This window comes from Rhodococcus sp. 14-1411-2a, from assembly GCF_002259485.1.
Taxonomy (GTDB): Bacteria; Actinomycetota; Actinomycetes; order Mycobacteriales; family Mycobacteriaceae; genus Rhodococcoides.
Map to the genome: position 1 here is coordinate 52,702 of NZ_NPGA01000009.1, position 19,899 is coordinate 72,600.

Here is a 19,899-nt window from a genome sequence, read left to right on the forward strand (position 1 = left end):
AGTCGTCACTTCCCTTCGAATGAGGCTTGCCAGGACAGCAACGCCTTGGACAGCAGGCGCACCAGCTGGTCGGAAATCAACCCGAGAATCGCGTACACCGCGAGGCATACGACGATGACGTCGGTCTGAAAGAAGTCGCGGCCGGTGTTCATCAGATATCCGATGCCGGCACTCGCATTGACCTGTTCGGCGAAAACCAGAGCCAGCCAAGCGGTTCCGAGGGCATATCGCAGTCCCACCAGAGCCCCGGGCAGTGCGGCCGGGAGGATCACATGGCGAATCAACCCGATTCGCTTCAAGCCCAGGGTCTCGCCCGCCTCGATCAGCTGTGAGTCGACAGTACGAATAGCCCCGTAGATGTTGAAATACAACGGGAAGCAGACACCGAGCGCCACGAGGGCGATCTTCGGAGTCTCGTCGATACCGAACCAGATGATGAACAGCGGGATCAGGCCGACCCAGGGAATCATGCGGATCATGCCGACCGAACTGTCGAGGAGATCCTCTCCGAGCCGAAACAACCCGGCCAGCAGTGCCAGCGTCAGCGCAATCACTCCACCGATCGCGAAACCGAACAGAACCCGCTTACCCGAGGCGATGATCGCGCCGGGCAGCTGACCGTCCGACCACAGGTCCCATCCTCTCGTCAACACGTCGAGCGGCGCGGCCAGCACATCGGGGTGCAGGACGCCGGTGACTGCGAACACGTGCCAGGCGAGCACGAGAGCGATCGGCCCCAGGGCTCGACGTACCCCACGGGGTGGGCTCCAGACGGTCCGCTTCGATCGCGGCGTGATGGCCACCAGTCCTGCGGTGGCGTCGACTGGTTCTTCGATCCGTTGGCGTCCAACTGCCAAATCGGTCATGGTGACTCGTTTCTTCGATGGGGGTTCGGACGGAGAGCTATACCGGGATGGCATTCGCGTGGGGCAGAATTGCACGCAGATCGCGCGATCCCGGCTCAGCGACGGAGTTCGCCGCGACGGCAAGGGCCTCGTTGACCGGTGTCGCTATCCCGTGCAGGCGACCGAGCAGGACGATTTCTCCGTTGAGATAGTCCGTCTCCACGCTCGACCCGCGGACGACGCTCTGCCAGGTGGATCTACGAGTACTGCTGTAGCCCTCGATGTCGGCAACACCGAGTGAAGCCAGATCGAGAGCGGAGCGGCCGTAGTCGGCCACCTCGATTCCTGCAGCGGCGTAGACGGACTCCGCCTCGGACCGCACTGCGGCAGCGATCTCGGCGATGTCGGCGTCATGGACGCGAAACAGATCGACGGCATTGAGTAGATTGTCGATCAGCTTGGCGGCCTTCCACTGCCCGATATCCGGGACGACATCGGTAGGGATATGGGCGAAGCCCAGATCGCGCGCGATCGTCTGCGCTGTCGAGTCGATCCCGCCGGGGAAGCATCCCAACCAGTTCAGCGCAACGGACGGCTCGCCCGCCGACACCACTACGCCGGGTTCGACGTGAGTTCCTGGGATCCGAATCGACGCCCCGTAGACGCGGGAGAATCGGCGCAGTGCGGTGCGCTCACTGTCGAGCCCGTTCTGAAACGTCACGATCGGAATCGTCTGCGCCACAGCATCTTCTGAACCCTCAACCGAACGCCACGCCCATTGCGCCACCGCAGCTTCGACCTGCTGGGCCTTGACCGTGAGAAGCAGAACGTCTGCCGTGGTGACCGTTACCGCATCCGGACCATCGACCACGCGGAGCCGAATCGTGCGTTCACCGGACGGCCGGACGTATCGCAACCCGTCGTCGGCAATCGCGCGATACGACACCCCGCGTGCAACCAGGACGTAATCGATTCCGGCCGAATCGAACTCGGCCGCCAAGGTTGCCCCGACTGCGCCGGCTCCGACGACGACGTAGCGACTCACGCTGCTTTTTCGCGTAAGGCCAGTTCTTGGCGAACCAGCGGAAGAACATACCGGCCGTAGTCGATCGCGTCGTTGAGATTGTCGTAGCCGCGAATGGAGATGAGCTCCGCACCCAGGTCCACGTAATCGAGAATCGCCGCGGCCACGGTTTCCGGAGTTCCGACCAGAGCCGTCGACGCCCCGCGCGCTCCGGTGGCGGTCGCTGTCGGCGTCCACAACGCCCGGTCGTGTACCTCACCGCGTGCGGCGATCTCCAACAGACGCTGAGATCCGACATTCTGCGGCGCGCCGGTGGAGGGCTTGGCCGCCGACCAACCACCGGACTTGTTCAGCTGCGCCAACGTCCGGTGAGCCTTTTCCCAGGCCAGCTCCTCGGTGGGCGCAATGATCGGACGGAACGTCACCCAGATGCGGGGGCGGTCCACCCGGCCCGCGAGTGCGGCCTGCTCGAACACTGCATCCATCTGCTCCTTGGTCTCCGCCAGCGGCTCCCCCCACAAGCCGAAGATGTCACCCAGGGCCCCACCGACTCGGTAGGCGTCGGCGGAAGATCCACCGACAGACACCGGAATGGATCCGCCCGCTGGACGGATCGAGGAATGGAAGTCCTCGAACTGGTAGTACGTACCGCTGTGATCGAAGGGTTTGTCCGACGCCCACACCTTGCGCAAGATCTCGATGTACTCCGCAGACCGCTCGTAGCGACCCGACTTGTCCAGTCGGTCGCCTTCCCGCGCCTGCTCGGCGGTGTCGCCACCGGAAATGATGTGCACGGCCGCACGGCCGCCACTGAGCTGGTCCAACGTGGCGAGCGCCTTGGCCGCAACCGTCGGATACATGATGTTCGGACGCAGCGCGACCAGCGGTTTCACCCGCTCGGTGTGTTGGCTGACCGCGGCGGCTACGCCGAACGGATCCCACCCCGACGATCCGTAGGGAAGCAAGGTGTAGTCGAACCCGGCGTCGTCGAGGACGCGGGCGTAGCGAACCAGGAATTTGGGATCGATTCCGGTGCTCGACGTGGGGTTCAGTTCGGTGGAATCGTTGACGAAGCTGGCACTGATGAACTCGACAGGCATCAAGAAGATCCTTTGGTGTGGCTACTCGACGGCAGCGTGGAGCGACTGAGATGAATGGGCGCAGGCACGTACGGCCGGAGAAGAGCGATGTGATGTAGCGCAGCGCCTCTGTGGCGCTAGAGGGGTGAAGCTAGTCAGCGACAATCCGCGCCGACGAACGTCATGAAGTCCACGACGCGTCGGCGGGTGAGGGGAATCCCTACTCGTTGCATAGGCAATACTGAACGCGACACGTCGGTGACCTGTCAAGACCCTCACGCGAATGTGTTGTGCTCAACATGATTTTAAATCGATGCCGTACGTACACCTCGGGGGTTGACTATGGCGGAGCCGGCCACAACAGTGGTGGCACTGGCCCGAGCAAGGAGAAGCTGTGAGTCGTCCGCCTGTGGTGGAGACCAAAGATCAACGAAGACTTGGTTTTCCGTTCCGATCCGGCAGTCTGGCATTGGATTTTGTCGCTACGGTCGCCAAGCGCGACATGAACGAAAGAGAACTTCTGGTCGACAGCGACGCACTGCACACCTGGATCTTCGTCGCAGGGCTACCTCCTGCACTCGACCCGATCACCCCGGATCGACTCGAAGACGCCATTGCATTGCGTGAGGCCCTCAACCACTTGACGCGCTCCCGAGTGGACGGCTCAAGGCCGGCACCCGCCGCAATCGACACGATCAACCGTGCCGCGTCCTACGGACCTCCCCCGCTACTGCTCGCTTACGACGCAGCCAACAGTCATTTCGGTGGATCGGTCGATGTACGAAATGTGCTATCGATCGTCGCGCGCGACGCCGTCGATCTGTATTCCGGTCCGTACCGCGACCGCATTCGCCGCTGCCTCGGTCACGAGTGCTCACTGTATTTCGTCGATCGATCCCGCCAAGGAAATCGTCGCTGGTGCTCGATGGCGGCATGTGGAGAAAAGGCCAGTTCAGCAGCTTATCGAGAACGAGCTCGGCATAACTGACTAATTCGTACCAGGAGCTCAGAAGTAGCAATCAAACAGATCGACGACGTGTTGGCGGTGCCACCAGATCCGGTCAGGCAATCGCCAGAACGATACATGACCGTATCTGCGCGAGGCTGTGTTCCGCAACCGTTTCGGGTCTATCGACCACACGAATTTGGACGCTTTGCCGTCGATAAGGTCGCCCACGCGTTCGATCACCGGACCGACATACGCGAACTTCCTGAGAAGTCGCATCGCGAATCCACGGGGGGGTTGTGTACAGGTACCAGAACGAATTCTGGTACATGGGCTAGCAGTAGAGTGCTACATCTACTTTCCCACAACACTTTTCGTTCCGCGGCCTGTCACTCGTCGATCGATCCAACGGCCACGACCAACATTTTGTGCTGTCGATCTTTCGACTCAGTTTGCTCAAACGAACAACTGTCAGTCCGTAAGAGCCGTAATCAGCAAGACCTCTTGTCCGCCACGCAGTCGCGTATCTGTCAAACTTCGCAACCTGCACGCTCGTCCCACCGGAATGTAACGCGTCCATCGCGAGAGCAATCTTCGTTTACCTCGTCGCTGCCCGTGGGGTTAGCCGCCTGATTCCAAAGTGCCCTTCTGCGGACCGGGCCAGGTTCAAAGCATTGATTCTGGCTCGGTGTCGCTGATGGCGACGGAAGGTGCGGATAGGCGGTCTCAAATACGTGGTCCGCGGATTGGTCCGGATCGGCGGGCCTGTTGTTGGCGCAGTTGTTCGCGGCGTTCGGCTTTACGTTGCTCGGCGAGGCGGCGTTGTTCCGTCGCGCGTTGCTCTGCAGCCTCTCGTCGCGCCCGGTCCGTGTCGACGGTCGGATCGGGCGTCGCGGATTGCGGGGTCGGTGCCGACTGCTGTCCGGGGCCTGCGTGTGCGGGCACCTGAGCGGGCGCGGTGACTGTCTTGATGCGGGCGTTGACCTGATCCCACGCGCGGGCCGCTTCTCCGTGTTCGGGTCGGTCGCCGATGAGCGTGCGATCGGTGTCGATGCCGAATTGTTCTCGGTAGGCCCCGACTTGGCCGGCAGTGACCTGCCAGCGCAGTCGGGCACCGCCGGAGTCGGGAACCTCGCCGAGGTGGCGGGTCCAGGCGGGTTGTTCGTCGACGGCGTTCTGTCCGAGCTCGCGGGTGCGTTCGGCGATCTCGGTGTATCGGCGTCGGCTCCAGGCGACGAGTTCGGGGTCGATACCCTCGCGGTCCTGCATCGGCGGCAGCACCCAACTCGGGGCACTGTGGTCGCGTGCTTCTCGGCCGAGGGGCCAGCGTCGTTCGGAGTCGTCGAGCAGATCCGCTGCACTCGGGTCGGCGTCGGTGACACCGCGGCGCAGTTCCACGATCGCGGCGTGGGGGTCTTTGCCGGCGCGTTCAGCATTGCGCAAATGGGCGGCGAGGTCTGGCCACGCCCCATCGTCGCCGAGGATCGTCTCGGCGTGCTCACCGAACTGTGTCCGCAGCGTCGGTTCGATGCTCTGCGCCCACGCGTGCATCTCGTCCGCGCCGTTCTCGATGTGCTTTTCGAGTCGCCAGTGCATCACGGCGGAGACGGAGTCGGCGCTGGCGAGTTCGCGCTCCGAGCGGGCGGCGGCCAATGTGGGGGCGGCGTCGAGGCCGAGCTGCTCGGCGCGGCGGTACTGGTGGACGAAGGTGTCCCATTCGGCTTCGCCGATCATCGTGTTCGCCAGCTCCGGACCCATGTTCTCGCGCACGATCGCTTCGATGCGGTGCGCGTCGATAAGTTCGCCCGCGTACTCGTATCCGCCGACGTTGTAGCCGAGTTTGCGGTGTGCGACGGCGGCGTCGCGTTGCTGTTCGGTCGCCGAGACGTCCGAGCCGTCGCGGCCGATGATGGTCCGCACGACTTCGTCGGCGATCTTCTTGTCCGGATGCACGTGGATCAGGTGCGGGTCTACGATCCGGTCGATGGGCACGTACAGCTGGTTTCCGTCGCGGCCGCGGGTAAGGGCGACGTAGAGGGCCTGTCGGTTCATGGTGTCGTCGACGAGGACGTGGACCTGGTCGACGGTCATGCCTTGGGAGCGGTGGATGGTGGCGGCGTAACCGAGCTCGCAGTGCTCTTTGACGTACTCGGCCGGCAACCGGATGCGCCCGCCGTGTTCGAGGTGGCGCACGGTCAGCGAGCCGTCGCGGTGCGCGGTCTTGACCGTCCACAGGTCGCCGTTGCGGACCCGTTCCCCACGTGTGCCGGTGACGCGCAGGCTGGTGTCGTTGCGGCGGGTGACGATGCGGTCCCCTGCGCTGGCGCGCAGTCCATCGGAGAGGTCGTTGCCGCCCTTCTTGACCAGCCCCTTGGCGAGTCGTTCGGTGCGGGCCCGATCGTTGAGGTCGCGGACGGCGTGGTTGGTGCTGGCGATCATCAGCGACGTCGTCTCGGTGTCCGAGGTCTGCGCCCACGCAGTGAAGACCTTTTCGGCGAGGTCGTCGGCCATACCGTGCTGCACGCGGTCTTTCGCGGCGTACCAGGCCGCGACAGAGGTATCACCGTCACGCAGACGCAGCGAGATCTCGGCCTCTTCATTGTCGCGGAAGCGGTGGACGAAGACCAGTTCCGGTGCCGCGCTCGATCGAGCGACCAGCCTCAGTGCACCCCCGGTGTCGACGGCGGCGAGCTGCTGCGGGTCGCCGAGTAGTCGGACCACTGCGCTGTGCTCGGCGGCGATGTAGGTCAGCCGGTCCAGATCGTGGGTGGAGGCCATGCCTGCTTCGTCGACGAGGATCATCGCCCCCGGGGTGATGCCGGTGTCGAGTTCGTTCTCGTAGCGGGTGAGGACGTCGGCGATGGTGCGGCCGGTGACACCGAGTTCGTCGCCCAGGACGCCGGCGGCTTTCGCGGACGGTCCGAGGGCGATCACGTCGTATCCGGTACTGCGCCACGCGTCGACGACCACGCGCATGGCGGTGGTCTTGCCGGTGCCGGCCGGACCGACACCGGCAGCCAGCAGGGCACCGGAGAACAGGAAGTGCTCGACGAGTGCTTTCTTGTCCGCGCCGAGATCCCAGCCTTTGCGTTGGGTGTGCGCGGCGAGGGCGGCGGTGTAGGCGTGGGCAGGTGCCATGACCGCGGTCGGGGTGTGGGCGGCACCGACGAGGCGGTGTTCGGCGGCGAGGATCGCTGCGCTGGTGTAGGTCTCGTTGCCGTGCACGGTCAGGATCGACGCACCGTCGCTGCGCTGCAACGCTGCCGGGGTCGCGTCGACCTGCCGGGTCAACCGGATCGACTCCCCGCCGAGCGCGGCTTCGGCGACCTTCTCGGCGACCGCGTCACGCTCGGCGGCGGTGGTGAACACCAGTGGCCGTAGTTGTCGTTGGACTTCGGCTTGGATGTGCCAGCGGTTCCAGCTCGAGCGTTGCTGTGCGATGCGTGCGACAGCGGTGCGGGCGATTTCGCGGTCGTCGATCGCGGCGGCGTCGGTGACGGTGATCGTGTTCCCGGTGCTCGTTTTCAAGGCTGAGTTCAGGGCGCGGCGGCCGACGACGTCGAGTGCGCGTTCGCGCCATTCAGCGCGTTGGGCACCAAGTGATTTCGGGGATGCTTTCTGGTTGCGGGTTTCCAGGGTCGCTTGGTCGGCGAGGCGCATCTGCATCGCGGTCGAGGGGTCTTTGCCGTGGGTCTTGCGGTAGTCGGAGACGAGCTTTTCCAGGCGTGACTCGATGGCGTCGCGGCGGGAGAACTCGCTGAGCAGTGCGGCGGGGATGCCCTCGATTTCGCGGACTGCGCGTTTGTTGATTCCGGTGCCGGGTCGGTCGGCGAACACGGTGCCGAGCTCGCGGGTGACGTACTCCTCGATGAGGGTGTTGTAGCGTTCGGATGCGGCGACGGCGAGCTTGTGCAGCACGCGCCCGTCGAGGCTGCGCCATTTGCCGTCGATGCCTTGCACTTTGGTGGAGATCGCGACGTGGGTGTGCAGGTTCGGGTCACCGTTGCGGTTGTCGCGGTGATCGAACCGGGTGTACATCAGGCCGGTCGATTCGATCTGTCCGACACCCGCTTTGCCGACGCGGGTGTAGGAGGCGTTGTCCTCGACCCAGCCGATGGCATCGCTCACCGCGGCGCTGTGTGCACGCTCGACCGCGACACGGGTGTCGTCGTCGCCTAGACCCCAGAGAACGGACACAGATTTCTGTGGAGTGAACACGCAGTCGTAGCCGGCGACGGGTTGGCGTTCGCGGCGTTGCTGCGAGGCGATGTAGCGGACGAGCTCTGCTTCGCTGGCCGGTGATCGGCCGACTTCGCGGTGGAACTCGTCGGCTCCGACGCGGTAGCGGATCTGCTGGCACTGCTCCGCGGTGAGCGGCCCTCCGCCGGCGGCGCGGTCGTTGTCGATCTCGGCGCGGATGCGCTTCATCAGCGGCACTTCGTTGCGGAAGCTCGCGAACTTACGGCCGAGCCGCACGCTCTCGATCGCCGCATTCGCCTTCGTACCGTCCAGGATGGCGGCGTCGATCAACGCCTGGGCTTCGGGGTGCAGTCCTTCGCCGAACAGGGCTTTCATCTGGTCCTCGCGGACGTACCCGGATACGCCGAGTTCGGCCGATGCCCGCCCTCCCCAGATGCCCGCTTCGGTGCCTTCGGCGTAGTAGTCGGTGAGGTCTTGGCCGCGTTCGAGGCGAATGTCGGCGCTGGCGACCTCGCGGGTGAGGTAGGTGTAGCCGTCGCCCGCGTGCAGCGCATGAACAGTCATCATCGCGGGCACAGCCGCCGACGAGGCGGTGTGCGACGAGATCTCACGGGCCGATCTCGCTCGCATTCTGCTTCTAAATCGCGCGGCACAGTCGCGATAGTACGCAGATTCCGCCCATGGACACTAATAGTGCAAGAGGTGTGTGGCGTTTGGTTTTTCATTTCGCGAAGCGATACAGGGAATCTAAAGTCGATAGTATCTAGATTTCGGACGAATTAGAACGTGCATGGACGATGAGGGACGAAAGTTGTAGCAGGACAGATCAATCAGGGCGACCGTGGGTGCGTATGACCCTTTCGCCGGCCAGCATGTTGGCGGTAGCCTGTCCAACATGACTCCCTCGAACGGTGGACCGGTCAGCGCTCGGGAACGGGCTCGGAGAGCGAATGCGCAGCGACTGTCGGACGCGCAGATGCACTTGAAGAATCAGGAGCAGGATTTGGTTTCGTATTTCGATGCCACCCGCGACGAACAAAAAATCAACGACGATGTGACCACGAGGATCGAGCGGTTGCGGCGGGACGCGGAAACCAAACTCGACGCGGCGCATGAGAGACGCGCAAGGGCACTCGCAGAGCTCAAGAAACGGGGTGAGACATACGCCAGCATCGCTGCGCTGGTGGATCTTTCGGTGCCGGAAGCGACGCGATTGGTCAAATCGACGAAGTCGGCACGTTCGACCGCCAGGCCCGATATCGGTTCGGCTGCAGAGAATGACGCGGGTGACGCGAGTAGCACAGAAGAACATTTGGAGAGCCCTGGGGATTCCGCATTAACTTCATCTGCAGACCCTTCGACAGAAGGAGACGCAGGCGCGGATGGAGAGGGCGCGCGCAGCATCGCCTGACATATAAGCGAAGCTAGCGCCGCAGGCTTCACGACCGCACACATCGAGGGCTCTGACTCAGTGCAACACAACAATATTTCGAGAACACAATGAGAACGCACGCCCACTGCACATGGTTACGGCGATGTATTTATGTCGCTGGCTCGGTGTTGGACACGGCTTGCGATAGGAGGTGCACGATCGTGATCGCACTTGTTGCCGTCGGCTTGATCGTCGTAGGAGCGCTGTGGCGAGCTCGAAAGTCCGAGTCAGGTTGGCGGTTCGCTCCCCTACGTGCAACGGGAGTCATCGCCGGCGGCGCGTTTCGCATCGGCGTGGTTGTTGCGTCGATCATGTTTGCCGTAGTCATTGCTGTTGCCATCGGCGCGTTGCGCACCACCTTCCAATAGGTCGTCGAAGCTGCATCATGTGGCTAGCTTGCGGCAGGGTCTGCCTGTTGCTCGACCCGTCTTCACGGCTCTGCGCCATTTCAGCGTCGTAGCGCGTCTGTGCTCATGCGCTTTTGTTGTTCTACGGTCGAGCTGAGGCGTGCGTGTCAGCTCAGAAGGACATCCGTTCAGTCGCACACCCAGCGAAGCAACGCAGGTGCGTGGAACGGTGCGGTAGCGAATGGCCGTGTCGCTGAAGAGCGCGGATGTCGGTGCTGGTTACGCTCATAGATAAGAATGCGGTTGCGCATAGCGAATGTGTCGATGAAAGGTTTTCCGGCTGTGGCCAAACGAGTGACAACCCAATTGGTGGACGATATCGACGGGTCGGTCATCGATGACGAGTCCGGCGAGACGATCGAATTCGCGATCAACGGCGTCGAATACTCGATCGACCTGAAGGCGAAGAACGCGAACGAGTTTCACAAGAAGCTCGACTACTACGTCGGGCACGCGACACGGGTCGGTGGCCGCAAGCGCAAGCCCTCCGCCGCTGCCGCGTCTGCCGCTACAGCGGCCGGCGGGTCAACCAAGCGTGATCCGGAGCAGACGCGGGCGATTCGGCAGTGGGCATTCGACCAGGGCTACGAGATTAGCGAACGCGGCCGCATCCCGGCCGACATCGAAGAGGCGTACAACGCCGCACAATGACAGGCGGCGAGCCGCCCGCGGCGACGCGAGCGGCGGCTTTATGTTCTCTCTGCTGTCCGGGCTGTGGCAGGACGAGCGCAGTGGAGTTCGATTCACCTGCCACCCGCATGGCGGCCACTCGTTCTGCGTAGTCGACGGCATCGATTCCCGACGTTCGCCAAATGACGAAGGCCCGTCCCTTGGTTGGGGGCGGGCCTTGTCGGATTGATGGGGTGTTCAGTCAGTCGGCGGCTTACTGTCTATGCCTGCGGCGACGTCGCGTAGCCACTGCGGGACCGGATCGTTGTCGTACTCGCGGAGCTTGATCGAGGCTCCTGCGGCTGCGGCGCGGACCTTCCGGCGTTGCTCGGGGGTCCATGCCCGGCGTGGTTCGGTGGTGGTCATGCGCGCTCCTCGCGGTCTGCAGTAGGTCCATTGTCACTGTTGTCGTCGGTTTCCGCCAGATCGGCGCTGCCGAGGTCGATGTCACGGTCCGCGATTGCTCGGAGTGTGCGACGGTCGGTCTTGGCGATGAACGGTGTAGCAACTACGGTGCCGAACACCGTCCAGCCGAGGGCAACCTCATCGGGGTTGTCGCTGACGGTGCGTTCGAGGCACCAGGTGATTCGTTGCCAGGATTGGGAGCGGTTGTCCGCTCGGGTGCGTTGGTTGACGGTTCCAGCGACGCCAACGACGGCGAAGACGCCGACTATGAGGGTGATCCAGGCTTGTGCTGGCACGGGCCGGGTTCCTTTCGTGTGGCTGGTTCGGAGTGCGGCGCGCTGAGCAGCACCTTCTGACATCTCGTCGAAGTTTCGTCACGTGGCGGGCTTGTGGCGTGGGCCGAAAGATGCTCAGTGCACGGAAGCGCTCCGCGTCAACGCCGTAGCGCTGGAGCAAGTTCGCTTTCGATCTGCACCGGTCGATCTCTGCCGTCAATTCAGACCAGCAGGTCATACGCCCACTCGTACACCCAGCGAGGCAACTCGGGTGCATCGAACGGTGCGGTAGCGAAACTGGATCCGAAGCGCATTGCGCACTCGGGGATCGCATCGACCGGGCGGGAGCCGAAAGACCTGGCTGCGACAATCCACTGTCCGCGGTGATGCACTCGGATTGCAGTCGACACTGTGCACCGAACACCGGAGTACCCTGCGGTCAGCTGGTGGCATTCCCACTCGACGTGCTGGTTCTGTCCGAAAAAGTGCGTCAGAGTCTCGGCGAAGGACGGTCCGTAGAGGGTGCCTCGGTCGGTGTCGATGCGGATGAAATTCATGGCGTCGGCCTATTCGAGTTGTAGCGGCAATACGAGGTGTGCGTTGAATGTTGCTCAGAACAGAGGGATTTGGTTGCGCGCCGCGAGACTGTCTCGGAGTTCTCGGAACTTGCCCAGAAGGTCTGAGGCGACTGCCTCGGTGTGACCGATGGACCGCGCGACGTCACTGAGCGTCGTGCCGGCGGCGAGCGCTTCATCTATCTCCCGCCCGACAGCGAGGTCCTCGACTTCGCCTGTATCGAGATGCGCGACATCGATGGCGACCAATCGTGCAGAGGCGAGGGCAGCTCGACGCCGCTCGTCGCCCGACTCTGTCTCTTTCCGCGCGGTCATAGTGTGCTGCCGCTGCGGAAGGCGTTCAGGCGGTTCGTCGCTTCACGTTGCGCCCTTCCGATTTCGACGAGCTGGTCGAACAGGAATTCTTCCGGCGCTTCCTCGGCGAGCTGCTGAATTCTGATCCCTGCGTCGTAGAAGCTACGTCGGTAGCTTTCCGACAGGACCATGCCGGCGTAGTCGGTCGCCGACGCTCCGCATGCGTTCGCTGCGGTAACGTCGGTCAGTGTTCGACGCAGCCGGGCACCGCGGTGTCCGCTGGCACCCGACCGGACGAGGACGCCCAGAACACTCGCGGGGTCGTGTGGGAGGTTGTCGATGATGAGCTCCTGCACGATGCCGTACAGCTCGCGATACACGGGATCATGGAAATCATTGGCCTGCAGTGTCGCTGCGATGCGGGCGGCCTCGTCGGTGTCCTGCAACCACATCAGTGCGCAGATGACCAGTGCTTCCGGTGCCGTCTCCGGATGGTCCGTCAGATCAGCGTGATCGTCGTCGTCGGTGGGTTCCACTGCTCTCAATGGGGTCATCTGTTCGCCTCGTTTCCATTCGCGGGTCTGTTGCGGGAGAACTGGATTCGATATTCCGGTGGCGCTTTGCTTGGCTATGCCGCGTTCGTCGTCATTGCGGAGGTGTGGGTCAGATGTAGAGAAGGTTCGGTGGTGCGGTGCCGTCGAACTGCTCGAGGCTGTCGAGGACGGCGTTGTAGTTCTCGGGCCTGCAGCTTCCGAGCCCGATGATGAGGGCACAGGTTCCGTCGAGTGTGACGAGGTAGGACGGCGGGCTGCCGTTGTCGGACGATGCGTGCTCGCGCGCGTCGAGGAGGGCGGTACGGACGGCATCTGCGGCGGCGCGTTTTGCCACTTGAAGATTGGGTTCTGCTCCGGTTGCGGTCAGAATTTCGGGGTTGTCCTCAGGGTGTGTGGTGACTGTCCAGGTGATCATCGTTGGTTCCTTGTCGCTCGTGGCCGGCCAGCTGCTTGTTGTCGAGCGTCACACGAGCTCCGAAACGACGCGCTCGATGTGGGGACAGTTCAGGAGAGGGTGTGGATAGCTGTGATGTCGAGTCAGCCTGTGGATAAACGACGTTCGGCCCCGGGGTTGGGGCCGAACGTGTGGTACTAGACGTCGTCGAAGACATCGAGGAGTTTGGCGGGGTCGCGGCGGTAGCGGCCGCCGTCGAGAAAAACTCCGACGGCAGCACGATGAACGCGTCGGAGTTCGGCCATCAATGTGTCGTACCCGATGCGGTCGGTGATGCGCCAGGTGACAGGTCCCATGTGCAGGTCTACCCAGCGGATGGTGCGGCGTTGTTCGGAGCTGTAGCGGTGATGCAGCACCGCAGTGTGCTCAGGGCTGTCGAGCCACAGGACGGAGATCGCGGCGGCCCCGAATTCTGCGCCTGGTTGGGCGGGGTGGGGGGCTTGTCCATCGGCTCCGGCAAGTGCGGCGCGGACGGTGGCGAATCCGGTGATGACTGCGGAAACTGTTTGGGCGCTGCGGAAGGTCATCATGACGTGACCTAGTGCGACGATCATCTGCGCTTCGTCGGTGGCTGCGGAGGTGGCGGTGATAGTGGCCTGTTGGGGTCCGGAGACCAGGACGGTTGTGTGGGTGACGATTCCGGTGGTCCGGGCGTTGTGTGCGGCGGTGGCCCGTCGTCCTGTGCTGGAAGTATTCTGCGGCATGTCGGGCTCTCTTTCTGTTGCGGGACCGGCTCCCCCGGCCCTTTCGCTCTGCCAATTTCTTTCGCCGTCATCTGGCTCGAAGGAGAGAAGGCGGCGCACTGGACCGGCGTCCTGGCCCTGATCCGGAAAGTTTTCAGCCGCAGGCGCTTTGAAAAGTTTTCGGAGCCCATCGGGCCGGAGCAACGCGGAGTCAGGGTTGGGTAAGACGGGTCAGGGTGTTGCAAGCTCGACCGGAGCCAGATGTGCGAAAGAAATAGTTCTTTCTGCAGGGCGAAGCGCAGCGAAGCTCAATCCGGAGACCGCCGGAGGTGGTCCCAGGGCGGCACACGTTTCGACGCACGCTGAACCACCCGAGGCGACCACCTCCCAGCCATCAACAGTCTGGGGCGATTGTGCGGGAGCAACGGAGAGCAACAGGGCTCGATGTCGCGGCAGCACTTCTATTCTGCGAACATCCGATCACGCTCGCTGGCTGGCTTGTCACCCAGCTCGGATTCCCCGTCCTGGCGGCCCTCGACGATCCCGGCGGTGACTTCTTCCCACTTCCGATATCGGCGCATCGCGGTCGATGCAACGGAGCCGTCCGTTTCTCTACCGATTCGTGCCCACGACCATTCACGGTGTGCGTGTCGAAGCCGCGCTGTCTCTGCAACTTCCGGGGTGAGGGCGTCTATTGGTCGTCGAGACGAGTCCGCCGCGTCGACCTGTTCTTCCCGCCAGCCGTCTTCACCCTCTGAGTCATCCCCGCTCTGGCTTTGGCCTTCTTGGATGGAGTCGGCGTCAGTCCAATCCGGCTCTTCTGTGGCAGCACTTGGAGCGAACTCCTCCCCTGCGGTTCCGCGGGGGGCACGAAGGATGACAGCCAGCACTTCCGTCATAGCAAGGAGCGCAATAGGTGCAATGGTGGCAATACCCGCCGAGACCACGGCCGGAAGCAAAGTCGCACTCAACACTGCGTGGTACGAGTTGCCCGCAATCGACGCCGATGCCGCGACACGCAAAATCGATACGACAAAACGACGGCCCTTGATGGTGCGGTTGTCCGTGTGGTTGGACAGCGCAATCGCCGTCACTGTTGTCGAGACGATTGCGCCGTCCAGCACGATCGGAATCACCCAGGCTTCACCGGGACCTATCCCTGCCATCACCGCGAGATCACGCAACACAGCGAAACTGAGCCAGAAGGACGCTCCGGCGATGCCAACTGTCAGCGCAACGGCTGTCGCGAGAGCCCACTGCAAAATCGCGGGATGGAGCGCAACGACGTCTGACGGCTTCGTTGTCAACGGGGTTGCCGCGGAATGTGATCGGCTCATCGGATTCTCGGTCCTCGTGCGAGGGGGCCCGTTCGTTGCGGGAACGGCGCACCGTCGTTGAACCTGTTGCGCAACAACTCCAAGTAGTCTTCGATTGCCGCATTGACCAGATCCGACGGGCCCCGCGGTGCGCCGGGCGTTGCGGACAGCGCTTCGGCTGCGTTGAGAAGATCGTCGACGGTGGACTGGTAGAGGTAGTACGAACGCTTCTGTTTTGCGTGGTCCGGTAACGGTTGCGCACCGGTCTCGGCCGACGAAACAGTGTCGTGGGGCTGCCGCGAGTTCTCCGGGGGATCGACCGGGCTCGATCCGGCGAGTGCGCTCTTCATACGTTCGGGCCGGGCCATCACAGGTGTCCCTTCGTGAGCAGCGCGAGAGTGTCGCGATAGATCGTCGACAGGCTGCGAGATTGTGTTGTCCCCCAGTCGACCAGGCTGGTTTGGGCTTCCATTGAGTCTTTGATGACAACCCGCTTGGGTACGGCATCACCGAGAACGTTGATGCTTGCGGCGATCTCGCTCAATTGTTCTCGGCCGCTGATCGTCGCGATCTCGTGGAGGTTGACTATCGCACCGAGCATGACGAGGTCCGGGTTGTAGCTGCGCTTGACTGCATCGATGGTGCGCAGCAATCGCGCGAGTCCATTGGCTGAGAACAGCGCGGACTGAGTCACGACTACGGCGGCGCGCGCTGCAACAAGGGCGTTGATAGTCAGCAGATCGAGGCTAGGTGGGCAATCGATGAGGACCACGTCGTACACGCCTCGTACGACGTCGATTGCGTCGCGAAGCCGCCGTTCTCGGCCGGCACCGGCGACGACCAATTGATCGCGGACATAGGCCAGGGACTCGTTTCCCGGCGACGTGGGTACCAGGTCTACGTCAGGCCAGATGGTGGGGACAACAGCATCGGCGATGGTCGCGTTCGATGATTCGGCGAGAACGTCCGCAACACCGACCTCATCGCTCTCTAACTCGGTCTTGGTCAGGACTGTGCTGGCGTTGCCTTGCGGATCCACGTCGATTACGAGTGCTCGCTTCCCTGCTTGGGCGACGGCGTAGGCGAGGTGAAAGACGGTGGTGGTCTTACCCACGCCGCCCTTCTGGTTGCAGAACGCAAAGATGTCCGCGGGCATGGTGGGTCTCACTTTCCATGGATGAATGGGACGAACTGGCGGTATTGCGGGTATGGGATGTCATGCACGCCTTGGAACCGACGGATGAGTCGCACCCTGTAGAAGGGTTGGATGTATTGCAGGTAAAGGGCACGAAACGCGAGTCGCGTGCCATAGGCGAAATGCATGCCACAGGGGTATGAGAAGCGTTTACTACCAACACATCCCAAGCTCGACTCGCATCCTTTGTGGGCAATGGAGGTGTAACCACCGCAGGACGTATGACGCCCGTCGCCAGCGAGTCATCTGAGGCACTCTTTGCGGGTAATTCTGGTACGTCAGTTCTGCGGAACGCCGCCGCACCGCTAGCGGGAACGGCCTGCACCGGCGAACTGCCGCGCTTGAGCTGAAGTAGCCAAATATGTTGCTCTGTTTGGATCTTCACGGAATCGACGTGCACAACGGATTTGAGTAAGCGAGCGGCGTGGACTGAAAGATCGAGGCCTGAATGACGGTTCGTCATGCCGGACAACTTGGTCATGTCAGCACTGCAGATGGGTCGAGAGCTCAACTGGTACCTCCATAGTGGTGACGTATGAAAGACAAGGGACTTCGTTCGTTCCCTCCGGACCCCCCATGGCCCCTCAGCCAATTTCCGCACCCACGTTGTCCGCTCCACGCCCGATAGCCCCGCGCCTCGATGGGCGCGCGGCTAATCGGTATCGCCACCCGTTCAATGATCAGTCGAGCTGGTGGTGCCTCGGGGCCGGTCTCCGAGGATTTACAAAGGGTGCACAGGCCGGCGGCAGGCTGGTGTTACGTCGGGCTCTGCCAGAAAACGACGCTGCTGCGGCACATCAGGCCTTGCTAGGAAGTCCCGTAGCCAAGGCTTGTGCGGCACGAGCAGAAGAACTCGACCGCGCTGTCGCGGGTCGAAACATGCGTCATCGCCCGCTCGGTCCCTGACCGAAATCGAGGGCGGAGAACGGTGACTCGGCGAAATGTCTTGAATGACTTATCAAGACGCTCTATGATCGGTGGCGAAGCTCCTTCCTCACGGGTTGTGGTTTCGACGCCCTCGGCCTCGGTGCTGGTAACACTGAGATTTTCCGGGGGCGTTTCAGTTTCCTGAGGGACAGTTGGCTCTCGGCCTCACGCGACGCCTGAGCTGGCGTCGGATTGCGCCTCGAGACCTTCGATGTACTCATCGATGGCCGTATCCGGGATCAGCCGGCGCTTGCCGACCTTCACGCTCCGGATTTCCCCGGACGCGATCTTGTTGAAGAAGTTGGAACGTCCAAGTCCCGTGCAAGCCATAGCCTCCGGGACAGACAGCAACCGTCTGGGCATCTTCAGCACCTCCACTGAATTGTGTAGTAGCGCCACATCTTGCAGGACATTTCCGGTCAGTCCACGTGGTTCCACCACAGAGTAACAAGTACGTAGCCATCCCACAACGGGGAGACAATCTCCGCTAGACTGCGTAACCATGACGCAGTCGTGGGCGGAATCAATCGTTGCCCGGGTCGCCTCGGAAGTGCGCCGACTCCGAGGTAAAGACCACTCCGCTCTGTCCGCAGCAAAGCTTGCCGACAGGACGGTTGACTTCGGGTGGGGGATCTCGCGATCTGTAGTCGCGGACCTGGAGACCGGACGCAAGAAGAGCTTGGACGTCTCGGAACTCTTGATTCTAGCTGCGGCACTGGGAGTCTCACCAGCGCAACTGGTCTATCCGGACCTCCCCAAAGGAAGAGTCGAGGTCCTCCCAGGGCTGCAACAGGAGTCTCACGATGCCCTTCGCTGGTTCAGCGGGGAGGCCGGGCTGATGCGGCCGAGCTCCGACTGGTCCGAGGAGGAATCCGACGCTCCTTTCGAGATGTGGGTACGTGACACCTTCGACCCGAAGAACGATCGCGTTGGAGTCACTCGTGAATGGCTCGATGCGTTGAAGGCGATGCGGCGCGCCCGGGTGCAGCTCCGAAACGGATTGTCCAAGAGAGAATCCACCGAACATATCGAGTCGATGCAGTATCTGTACGAGGATGCTCGACGGCGTTCGGAAGAGCTCTTCAGACGTATGACTGAACTGGGCATGAACACGCAGGACGAAGAGGATGGCTAGGCAGCAACTGCCGCCACAGATCAAGAAGATTTACGTCACCAATCGGTCTACCGGCAGTACCGAGTTGCGGTATCAAATGACGGTCGACGCTGGTGGTGCCGACGCCACCGGCACCCGGGCATCGAAGCGAACGCAGTTGCGTCGTCGGTTTCTTACGGAGAAGGACGCTCGCGCAGCCCTCTCCAAGGTGCTCGAGGAAGTCTCGAAGGGGACGTTCGTTCCCTCCTCGACCACCACGATCGAAGAGGCTTGCGCTGAGTGGCTTGCCGGACGACGCGTACGTGAGTCCACAAAAGCCGCGTATACCCATGCCCTTCAACCGCTGCGCGATACTTACGGCGGGCTAGCGGTGCAGAAGTTGACCAAAGGTCACTTGGACGCCCTGGTGAACGATCTACTGGCCGGCAGCTCGGTCAAACCCGATGGCCAACTGCGACGTCCGTGGAAGGCCACTTCGATCAATCCGATGCTCAACCTTGTAAGCGCAGTCCTCACCGGGCTGATGCGAGAAGGGCGATTGGTACGAGACGTTGCCGCGCTCGTCGACCGAGCGCCCCGTGTGAACGTCGAGATGCAGACATTCACGGAAGACGAAGTGCAACGCCTCCTGGAAGCATCGACGGCCGACCGGAACGGGCACGCCTGGTTGCTTGCGCTGAGCGGCCTAAGACGCGGTGAACTGTGCGGGCTTAGGTGGAACGATGTCGATCTTCACGCCGGCAGTCTGACAATCAACAACACGCGAGTCTCGGTCAATGGACGCGTCGTCGAGGGTCCGCCGAAGACAGAAAAGTCCAAGCGCACGCTCCCCCTCACGCCAGCCCTCAAATCCGCACTCGAAACTGCGCACCACTTGCAGGGTGTGGAACGAAAGAGTTCGAGCTACGTCGGCCCCGGCACCTACGTCGTGTCCGACGCTGTCGGGCGACCATTTCATCCCGATACGGTCAGCGACTATTGGCGCAGGCTATGCATCAACAGCAAGGTGTCCGACATACGCCTCCACGACGCGCGTCACACGTGCGGGACTCTGCTGCACCTTCAAGGTGTGCCTATTGCCGTGATCTCGGCATGGCTGGGGCATTCGGACAACGCCTTCACGATGCGCACCTATGTCCACTCCCAGAACCACGCGCTACTGGGCGCGGCCGACACTCTGCAGTCACTCGTCCGACGTCGCGACGAGCCATCCGACGATGCGAGTTGACCGGCGTTCGTCCGCGACCGTCCACCAAGGAGTAGACGGACTCACCAGGCGCTGTTCCGACGAGTTTTGAAGCACTTGTGACATTCTGTGACACCGAGCTCGCCTAATCGGCAATGAATCTCATTAGAGATAACGCAAAAGGCCTGATCAGACCCTATTTTTGATGGAGCCTCCTAACGGGATTGAACCGTTGACCGCTCGCTTACAAGGCGAGTGCTCTACCGCTGAGCTAAGGAGGCAGTGAAGCGAAGCCAGCATATCCGTTCATCGGACGCTC

Annotated in this window: 21 protein-coding genes and 1 tRNA gene; 6 read left to right on the forward strand and 16 right to left on the reverse strand. The window is 62.5% G+C overall.

All coding sequences use genetic code 11. From position 1 onward, the window contains the following. Positions 1 to 5 precede the first annotated feature (5 nt). The 3 genes from CH291_RS05765 to CH291_RS05775 are packed head-to-tail and all read right to left on the reverse strand — an operon-like array spanning position 6 to position 2,969. The gene (locus CH291_RS05765; protein ID WP_032392297.1) at positions 6 to 866 is read right to left on the reverse strand and encodes an ABC transporter permease; all 861 of its coding nucleotides are present in this window, start codon (positions 864 to 866) and stop codon (positions 6 to 8) included. Positions 867 to 903: 37 nt separating this feature from the next. Continuing rightward, positions 904 to 1,890 carry a ketopantoate reductase family protein gene (locus CH291_RS05770; RefSeq protein WP_032392296.1) on the reverse strand — a complete coding sequence of 329 codons (987 nt, stop codon included), beginning with the start codon at positions 1,888 to 1,890 and terminating at the stop codon, positions 904 to 906. Then, the gene (locus CH291_RS05775; protein WP_032392295.1) at positions 1,887 to 2,969 is read right to left on the reverse strand and encodes an LLM class flavin-dependent oxidoreductase; all 1,083 of its coding nucleotides are present in this window, start codon (positions 2,967 to 2,969) and stop codon (positions 1,887 to 1,889) included. Before CH291_RS05775 ends, CH291_RS05770 begins: the two co-directional genes overlap by 4 nt. 391 nt (positions 2,970 to 3,360) lie before the next feature. On the opposite strand from CH291_RS05775, the gene CH291_RS05780 reads away from it, so the two are divergent. Then, complete coding sequence (locus CH291_RS05780; RefSeq protein WP_032392403.1) at positions 3,361 to 3,936, forward strand: CGNR zinc finger domain-containing protein; 576 nt, start codon at positions 3,361 to 3,363, stop codon at positions 3,934 to 3,936. 684 nt (positions 3,937 to 4,620) lie between these two features. Here the strand turns inward: CH291_RS05780 and mobF are convergent. Beyond that, on the reverse strand, positions 4,621 to 8,724 hold the full coding sequence (gene mobF / locus CH291_RS05790) for a MobF family relaxase (protein WP_230598349.1): 4,104 nt from the start codon (positions 8,722 to 8,724) through the stop codon (positions 4,621 to 4,623). A 265-nt stretch (positions 8,725 to 8,989) separates the two neighbouring features. Between mobF and CH291_RS05795 the strand changes: the two genes are divergently transcribed. The 3 genes from CH291_RS05795 (at position 8,990) to CH291_RS05805 (ending at position 10,584) form a co-directional block, all read left to right on the forward strand. Continuing rightward, a complete protein-coding gene (locus CH291_RS05795) occupies positions 8,990 to 9,505 on the forward strand; it encodes a hypothetical protein (RefSeq protein WP_032392401.1) in 516 nt (171 codons plus the stop codon). Between the two features lie 182 nt (positions 9,506 to 9,687). Then, the gene (locus CH291_RS05800; protein WP_032392293.1) at positions 9,688 to 9,894 is read left to right on the forward strand and encodes a hypothetical protein; all 207 of its coding nucleotides are present in this window, start codon (positions 9,688 to 9,690) and stop codon (positions 9,892 to 9,894) included. A 303-nt stretch (positions 9,895 to 10,197) separates the two neighbouring features. Next, complete coding sequence (locus tag CH291_RS05805; RefSeq protein ID WP_371828544.1) at positions 10,198 to 10,584, forward strand: histone-like nucleoid-structuring protein Lsr2; 387 nt, start codon at positions 10,198 to 10,200, stop codon at positions 10,582 to 10,584. A 216-nt stretch (positions 10,585 to 10,800) separates the two neighbouring features. On the opposite strand, the gene CH291_RS26685 is transcribed toward CH291_RS05805, so the two are convergent. From CH291_RS26685 to CH291_RS05855, 11 genes are all read right to left on the reverse strand, one after another. Then, the gene (locus CH291_RS26685) at positions 10,801 to 10,968 is read right to left on the reverse strand and encodes a hypothetical protein (RefSeq protein WP_155291288.1); all 168 of its coding nucleotides are present in this window, start codon (positions 10,966 to 10,968) and stop codon (positions 10,801 to 10,803) included. Next, positions 10,965 to 11,303, reverse strand: coding sequence for a hypothetical protein (locus CH291_RS05810; RefSeq protein ID WP_143537838.1), 339 nt, complete (start codon positions 11,301 to 11,303; stop codon positions 10,965 to 10,967). The genes CH291_RS26685 and CH291_RS05810 overlap by 4 nt, the downstream gene beginning before the upstream one ends. Positions 11,304 to 11,503: 200 nt before the next feature. Then, entirely contained in the window at positions 11,504 to 11,839 is a 336-nt protein-coding gene (locus tag CH291_RS05815; RefSeq protein WP_032392291.1) for a hypothetical protein, read from the reverse strand. Between the two features lie 54 nt (positions 11,840 to 11,893). Further along, positions 11,894 to 12,172 (reverse strand): hypothetical protein, encoded by a 279-nt coding sequence (locus CH291_RS05820; RefSeq protein WP_032392290.1) that lies wholly within the window; start codon positions 12,170 to 12,172, stop codon positions 11,894 to 11,896. Next, positions 12,169 to 12,705 (reverse strand): DnaB-like helicase N-terminal domain-containing protein, encoded by a 537-nt coding sequence (locus tag CH291_RS05825; protein ID WP_032392289.1) that lies wholly within the window; start codon positions 12,703 to 12,705, stop codon positions 12,169 to 12,171. Before CH291_RS05825 ends, CH291_RS05820 begins: the two co-directional genes overlap by 4 nt. 109 nt (positions 12,706 to 12,814) lie before the next feature. Beyond that, positions 12,815 to 13,120 carry a hypothetical protein gene (locus tag CH291_RS05830; protein ID WP_032392288.1) on the reverse strand — a complete coding sequence of 102 codons (306 nt, stop codon included), beginning with the start codon at positions 13,118 to 13,120 and terminating at the stop codon, positions 12,815 to 12,817. A gap of 176 nt (positions 13,121 to 13,296) precedes the next feature. Further along, positions 13,297 to 13,863: a hypothetical protein gene (locus CH291_RS05835; RefSeq protein WP_179276445.1), complete on the reverse strand. Its 567-nt coding sequence runs from the start codon at positions 13,861 to 13,863 to the stop codon at positions 13,297 to 13,299. A gap of 440 nt (positions 13,864 to 14,303) precedes the next feature. Further along, positions 14,304 to 15,179 carry a DUF2637 domain-containing protein gene (locus tag CH291_RS05840; protein ID WP_032392286.1) on the reverse strand — a complete coding sequence of 292 codons (876 nt, stop codon included), beginning with the start codon at positions 15,177 to 15,179 and terminating at the stop codon, positions 14,304 to 14,306. Next, positions 15,176 to 15,526 (reverse strand): hypothetical protein, encoded by a 351-nt coding sequence (locus CH291_RS05845; RefSeq protein ID WP_032392285.1) that lies wholly within the window; start codon positions 15,524 to 15,526, stop codon positions 15,176 to 15,178. Before CH291_RS05845 ends, CH291_RS05840 begins: the two co-directional genes overlap by 4 nt. Beyond that, the gene (locus tag CH291_RS05850; RefSeq protein ID WP_032392284.1) at positions 15,526 to 16,314 is read right to left on the reverse strand and encodes a ParA family protein; all 789 of its coding nucleotides are present in this window, start codon (positions 16,312 to 16,314) and stop codon (positions 15,526 to 15,528) included. The genes CH291_RS05845 and CH291_RS05850 overlap by 1 nt, the downstream gene beginning before the upstream one ends. A 1,131-nt stretch (positions 16,315 to 17,445) precedes the next feature. Next, on the reverse strand, positions 17,446 to 17,643 hold the full coding sequence (locus CH291_RS05855) for a helix-turn-helix transcriptional regulator (RefSeq protein WP_008709982.1): 198 nt from the start codon (positions 17,641 to 17,643) through the stop codon (positions 17,446 to 17,448). Between the two features lie 139 nt (positions 17,644 to 17,782). Here CH291_RS05855 and CH291_RS05860 point away from each other — a divergent pair, with 139 nt between their 5' ends. Then, entirely contained in the window at positions 17,783 to 18,415 is a 633-nt protein-coding gene (locus CH291_RS05860) for a helix-turn-helix domain-containing protein (protein WP_032392283.1), read from the forward strand. Between the two features lie 187 nt (positions 18,416 to 18,602). Further along, entirely contained in the window at positions 18,603 to 19,622 is a 1,020-nt protein-coding gene (locus tag CH291_RS05865) for a tyrosine-type recombinase/integrase (protein ID WP_256980742.1), read from the forward strand. 164 nt (positions 19,623 to 19,786) lie between these two features. Here the strand turns inward: CH291_RS05865 and CH291_RS05870 are convergent. Next, positions 19,787 to 19,861 (reverse strand) — tRNA-Thr (locus tag CH291_RS05870). Between the last annotated feature and the right edge of the window lie 38 nt (positions 19,862 to 19,899).

What these genes read in the sequence shown, in the direction of transcription:
- CH291_RS05850 (WP_032392284.1), bottom strand. Translation starts at nt 16,314, where the DNA reads ATGCCCGCGGACATCTTTGCGTTCTGCAACCAGAAGGGCGGCGTGGGT.
- CH291_RS05820 (WP_032392290.1), bottom strand. Translation starts at nt 12,172, where the DNA reads ATGACCGCGCGGAAAGAGACAGAGTCGGGCGACGAGCGGCGTCGAGCT.
- CH291_RS05830 (WP_032392288.1), bottom strand. Translation starts at nt 13,120, where the DNA reads ATGATCACCTGGACAGTCACCACACACCCTGAGGACAACCCCGAAATT.
- CH291_RS05815 (WP_032392291.1), bottom strand. Translation starts at nt 11,839, where the DNA reads ATGAATTTCATCCGCATCGACACCGACCGAGGCACCCTCTACGGACCG.
- CH291_RS05805 (WP_371828544.1), top strand. Translation starts at nt 10,198, where the DNA reads ATGAAAGGTTTTCCGGCTGTGGCCAAACGAGTGACAACCCAATTGGTG.
- CH291_RS05775 (WP_032392295.1), bottom strand. Translation starts at nt 2,969, where the DNA reads ATGCCTGTCGAGTTCATCAGTGCCAGCTTCGTCAACGATTCCACCGAA.
- mobF (WP_230598349.1), bottom strand. Translation starts at nt 8,724, where the DNA reads ATGCGAGCGAGATCGGCCCGTGAGATCTCGTCGCACACCGCCTCGTCG.
- CH291_RS05825 (WP_032392289.1), bottom strand. Translation starts at nt 12,705, where the DNA reads ATGACCCCATTGAGAGCAGTGGAACCCACCGACGACGACGATCACGCT.
- CH291_RS05840 (WP_032392286.1), bottom strand. Translation starts at nt 15,179, where the DNA reads ATGAGCCGATCACATTCCGCGGCAACCCCGTTGACAACGAAGCCGTCA.
- CH291_RS05795 (WP_032392401.1), top strand. Translation starts at nt 8,990, where the DNA reads ATGACTCCCTCGAACGGTGGACCGGTCAGCGCTCGGGAACGGGCTCGG.
- CH291_RS05860 (WP_032392283.1), top strand. Translation starts at nt 17,783, where the DNA reads ATGACGCAGTCGTGGGCGGAATCAATCGTTGCCCGGGTCGCCTCGGAA.
- CH291_RS05845 (WP_032392285.1), bottom strand. Translation starts at nt 15,526, where the DNA reads ATGGCCCGGCCCGAACGTATGAAGAGCGCACTCGCCGGATCGAGCCCG.
- CH291_RS26685 (WP_155291288.1), bottom strand. Translation starts at nt 10,968, where the DNA reads ATGACCACCACCGAACCACGCCGGGCATGGACCCCCGAGCAACGCCGG.
- CH291_RS05855 (WP_008709982.1), bottom strand. Translation starts at nt 17,643, where the DNA reads ATGCCCAGACGGTTGCTGTCTGTCCCGGAGGCTATGGCTTGCACGGGA.
- CH291_RS05765 (WP_032392297.1), bottom strand. Translation starts at nt 866, where the DNA reads ATGACCGATTTGGCAGTTGGACGCCAACGGATCGAAGAACCAGTCGAC.
- CH291_RS05835 (WP_179276445.1), bottom strand. Translation starts at nt 13,863, where the DNA reads ATGCCGCAGAATACTTCCAGCACAGGACGACGGGCCACCGCCGCACAC.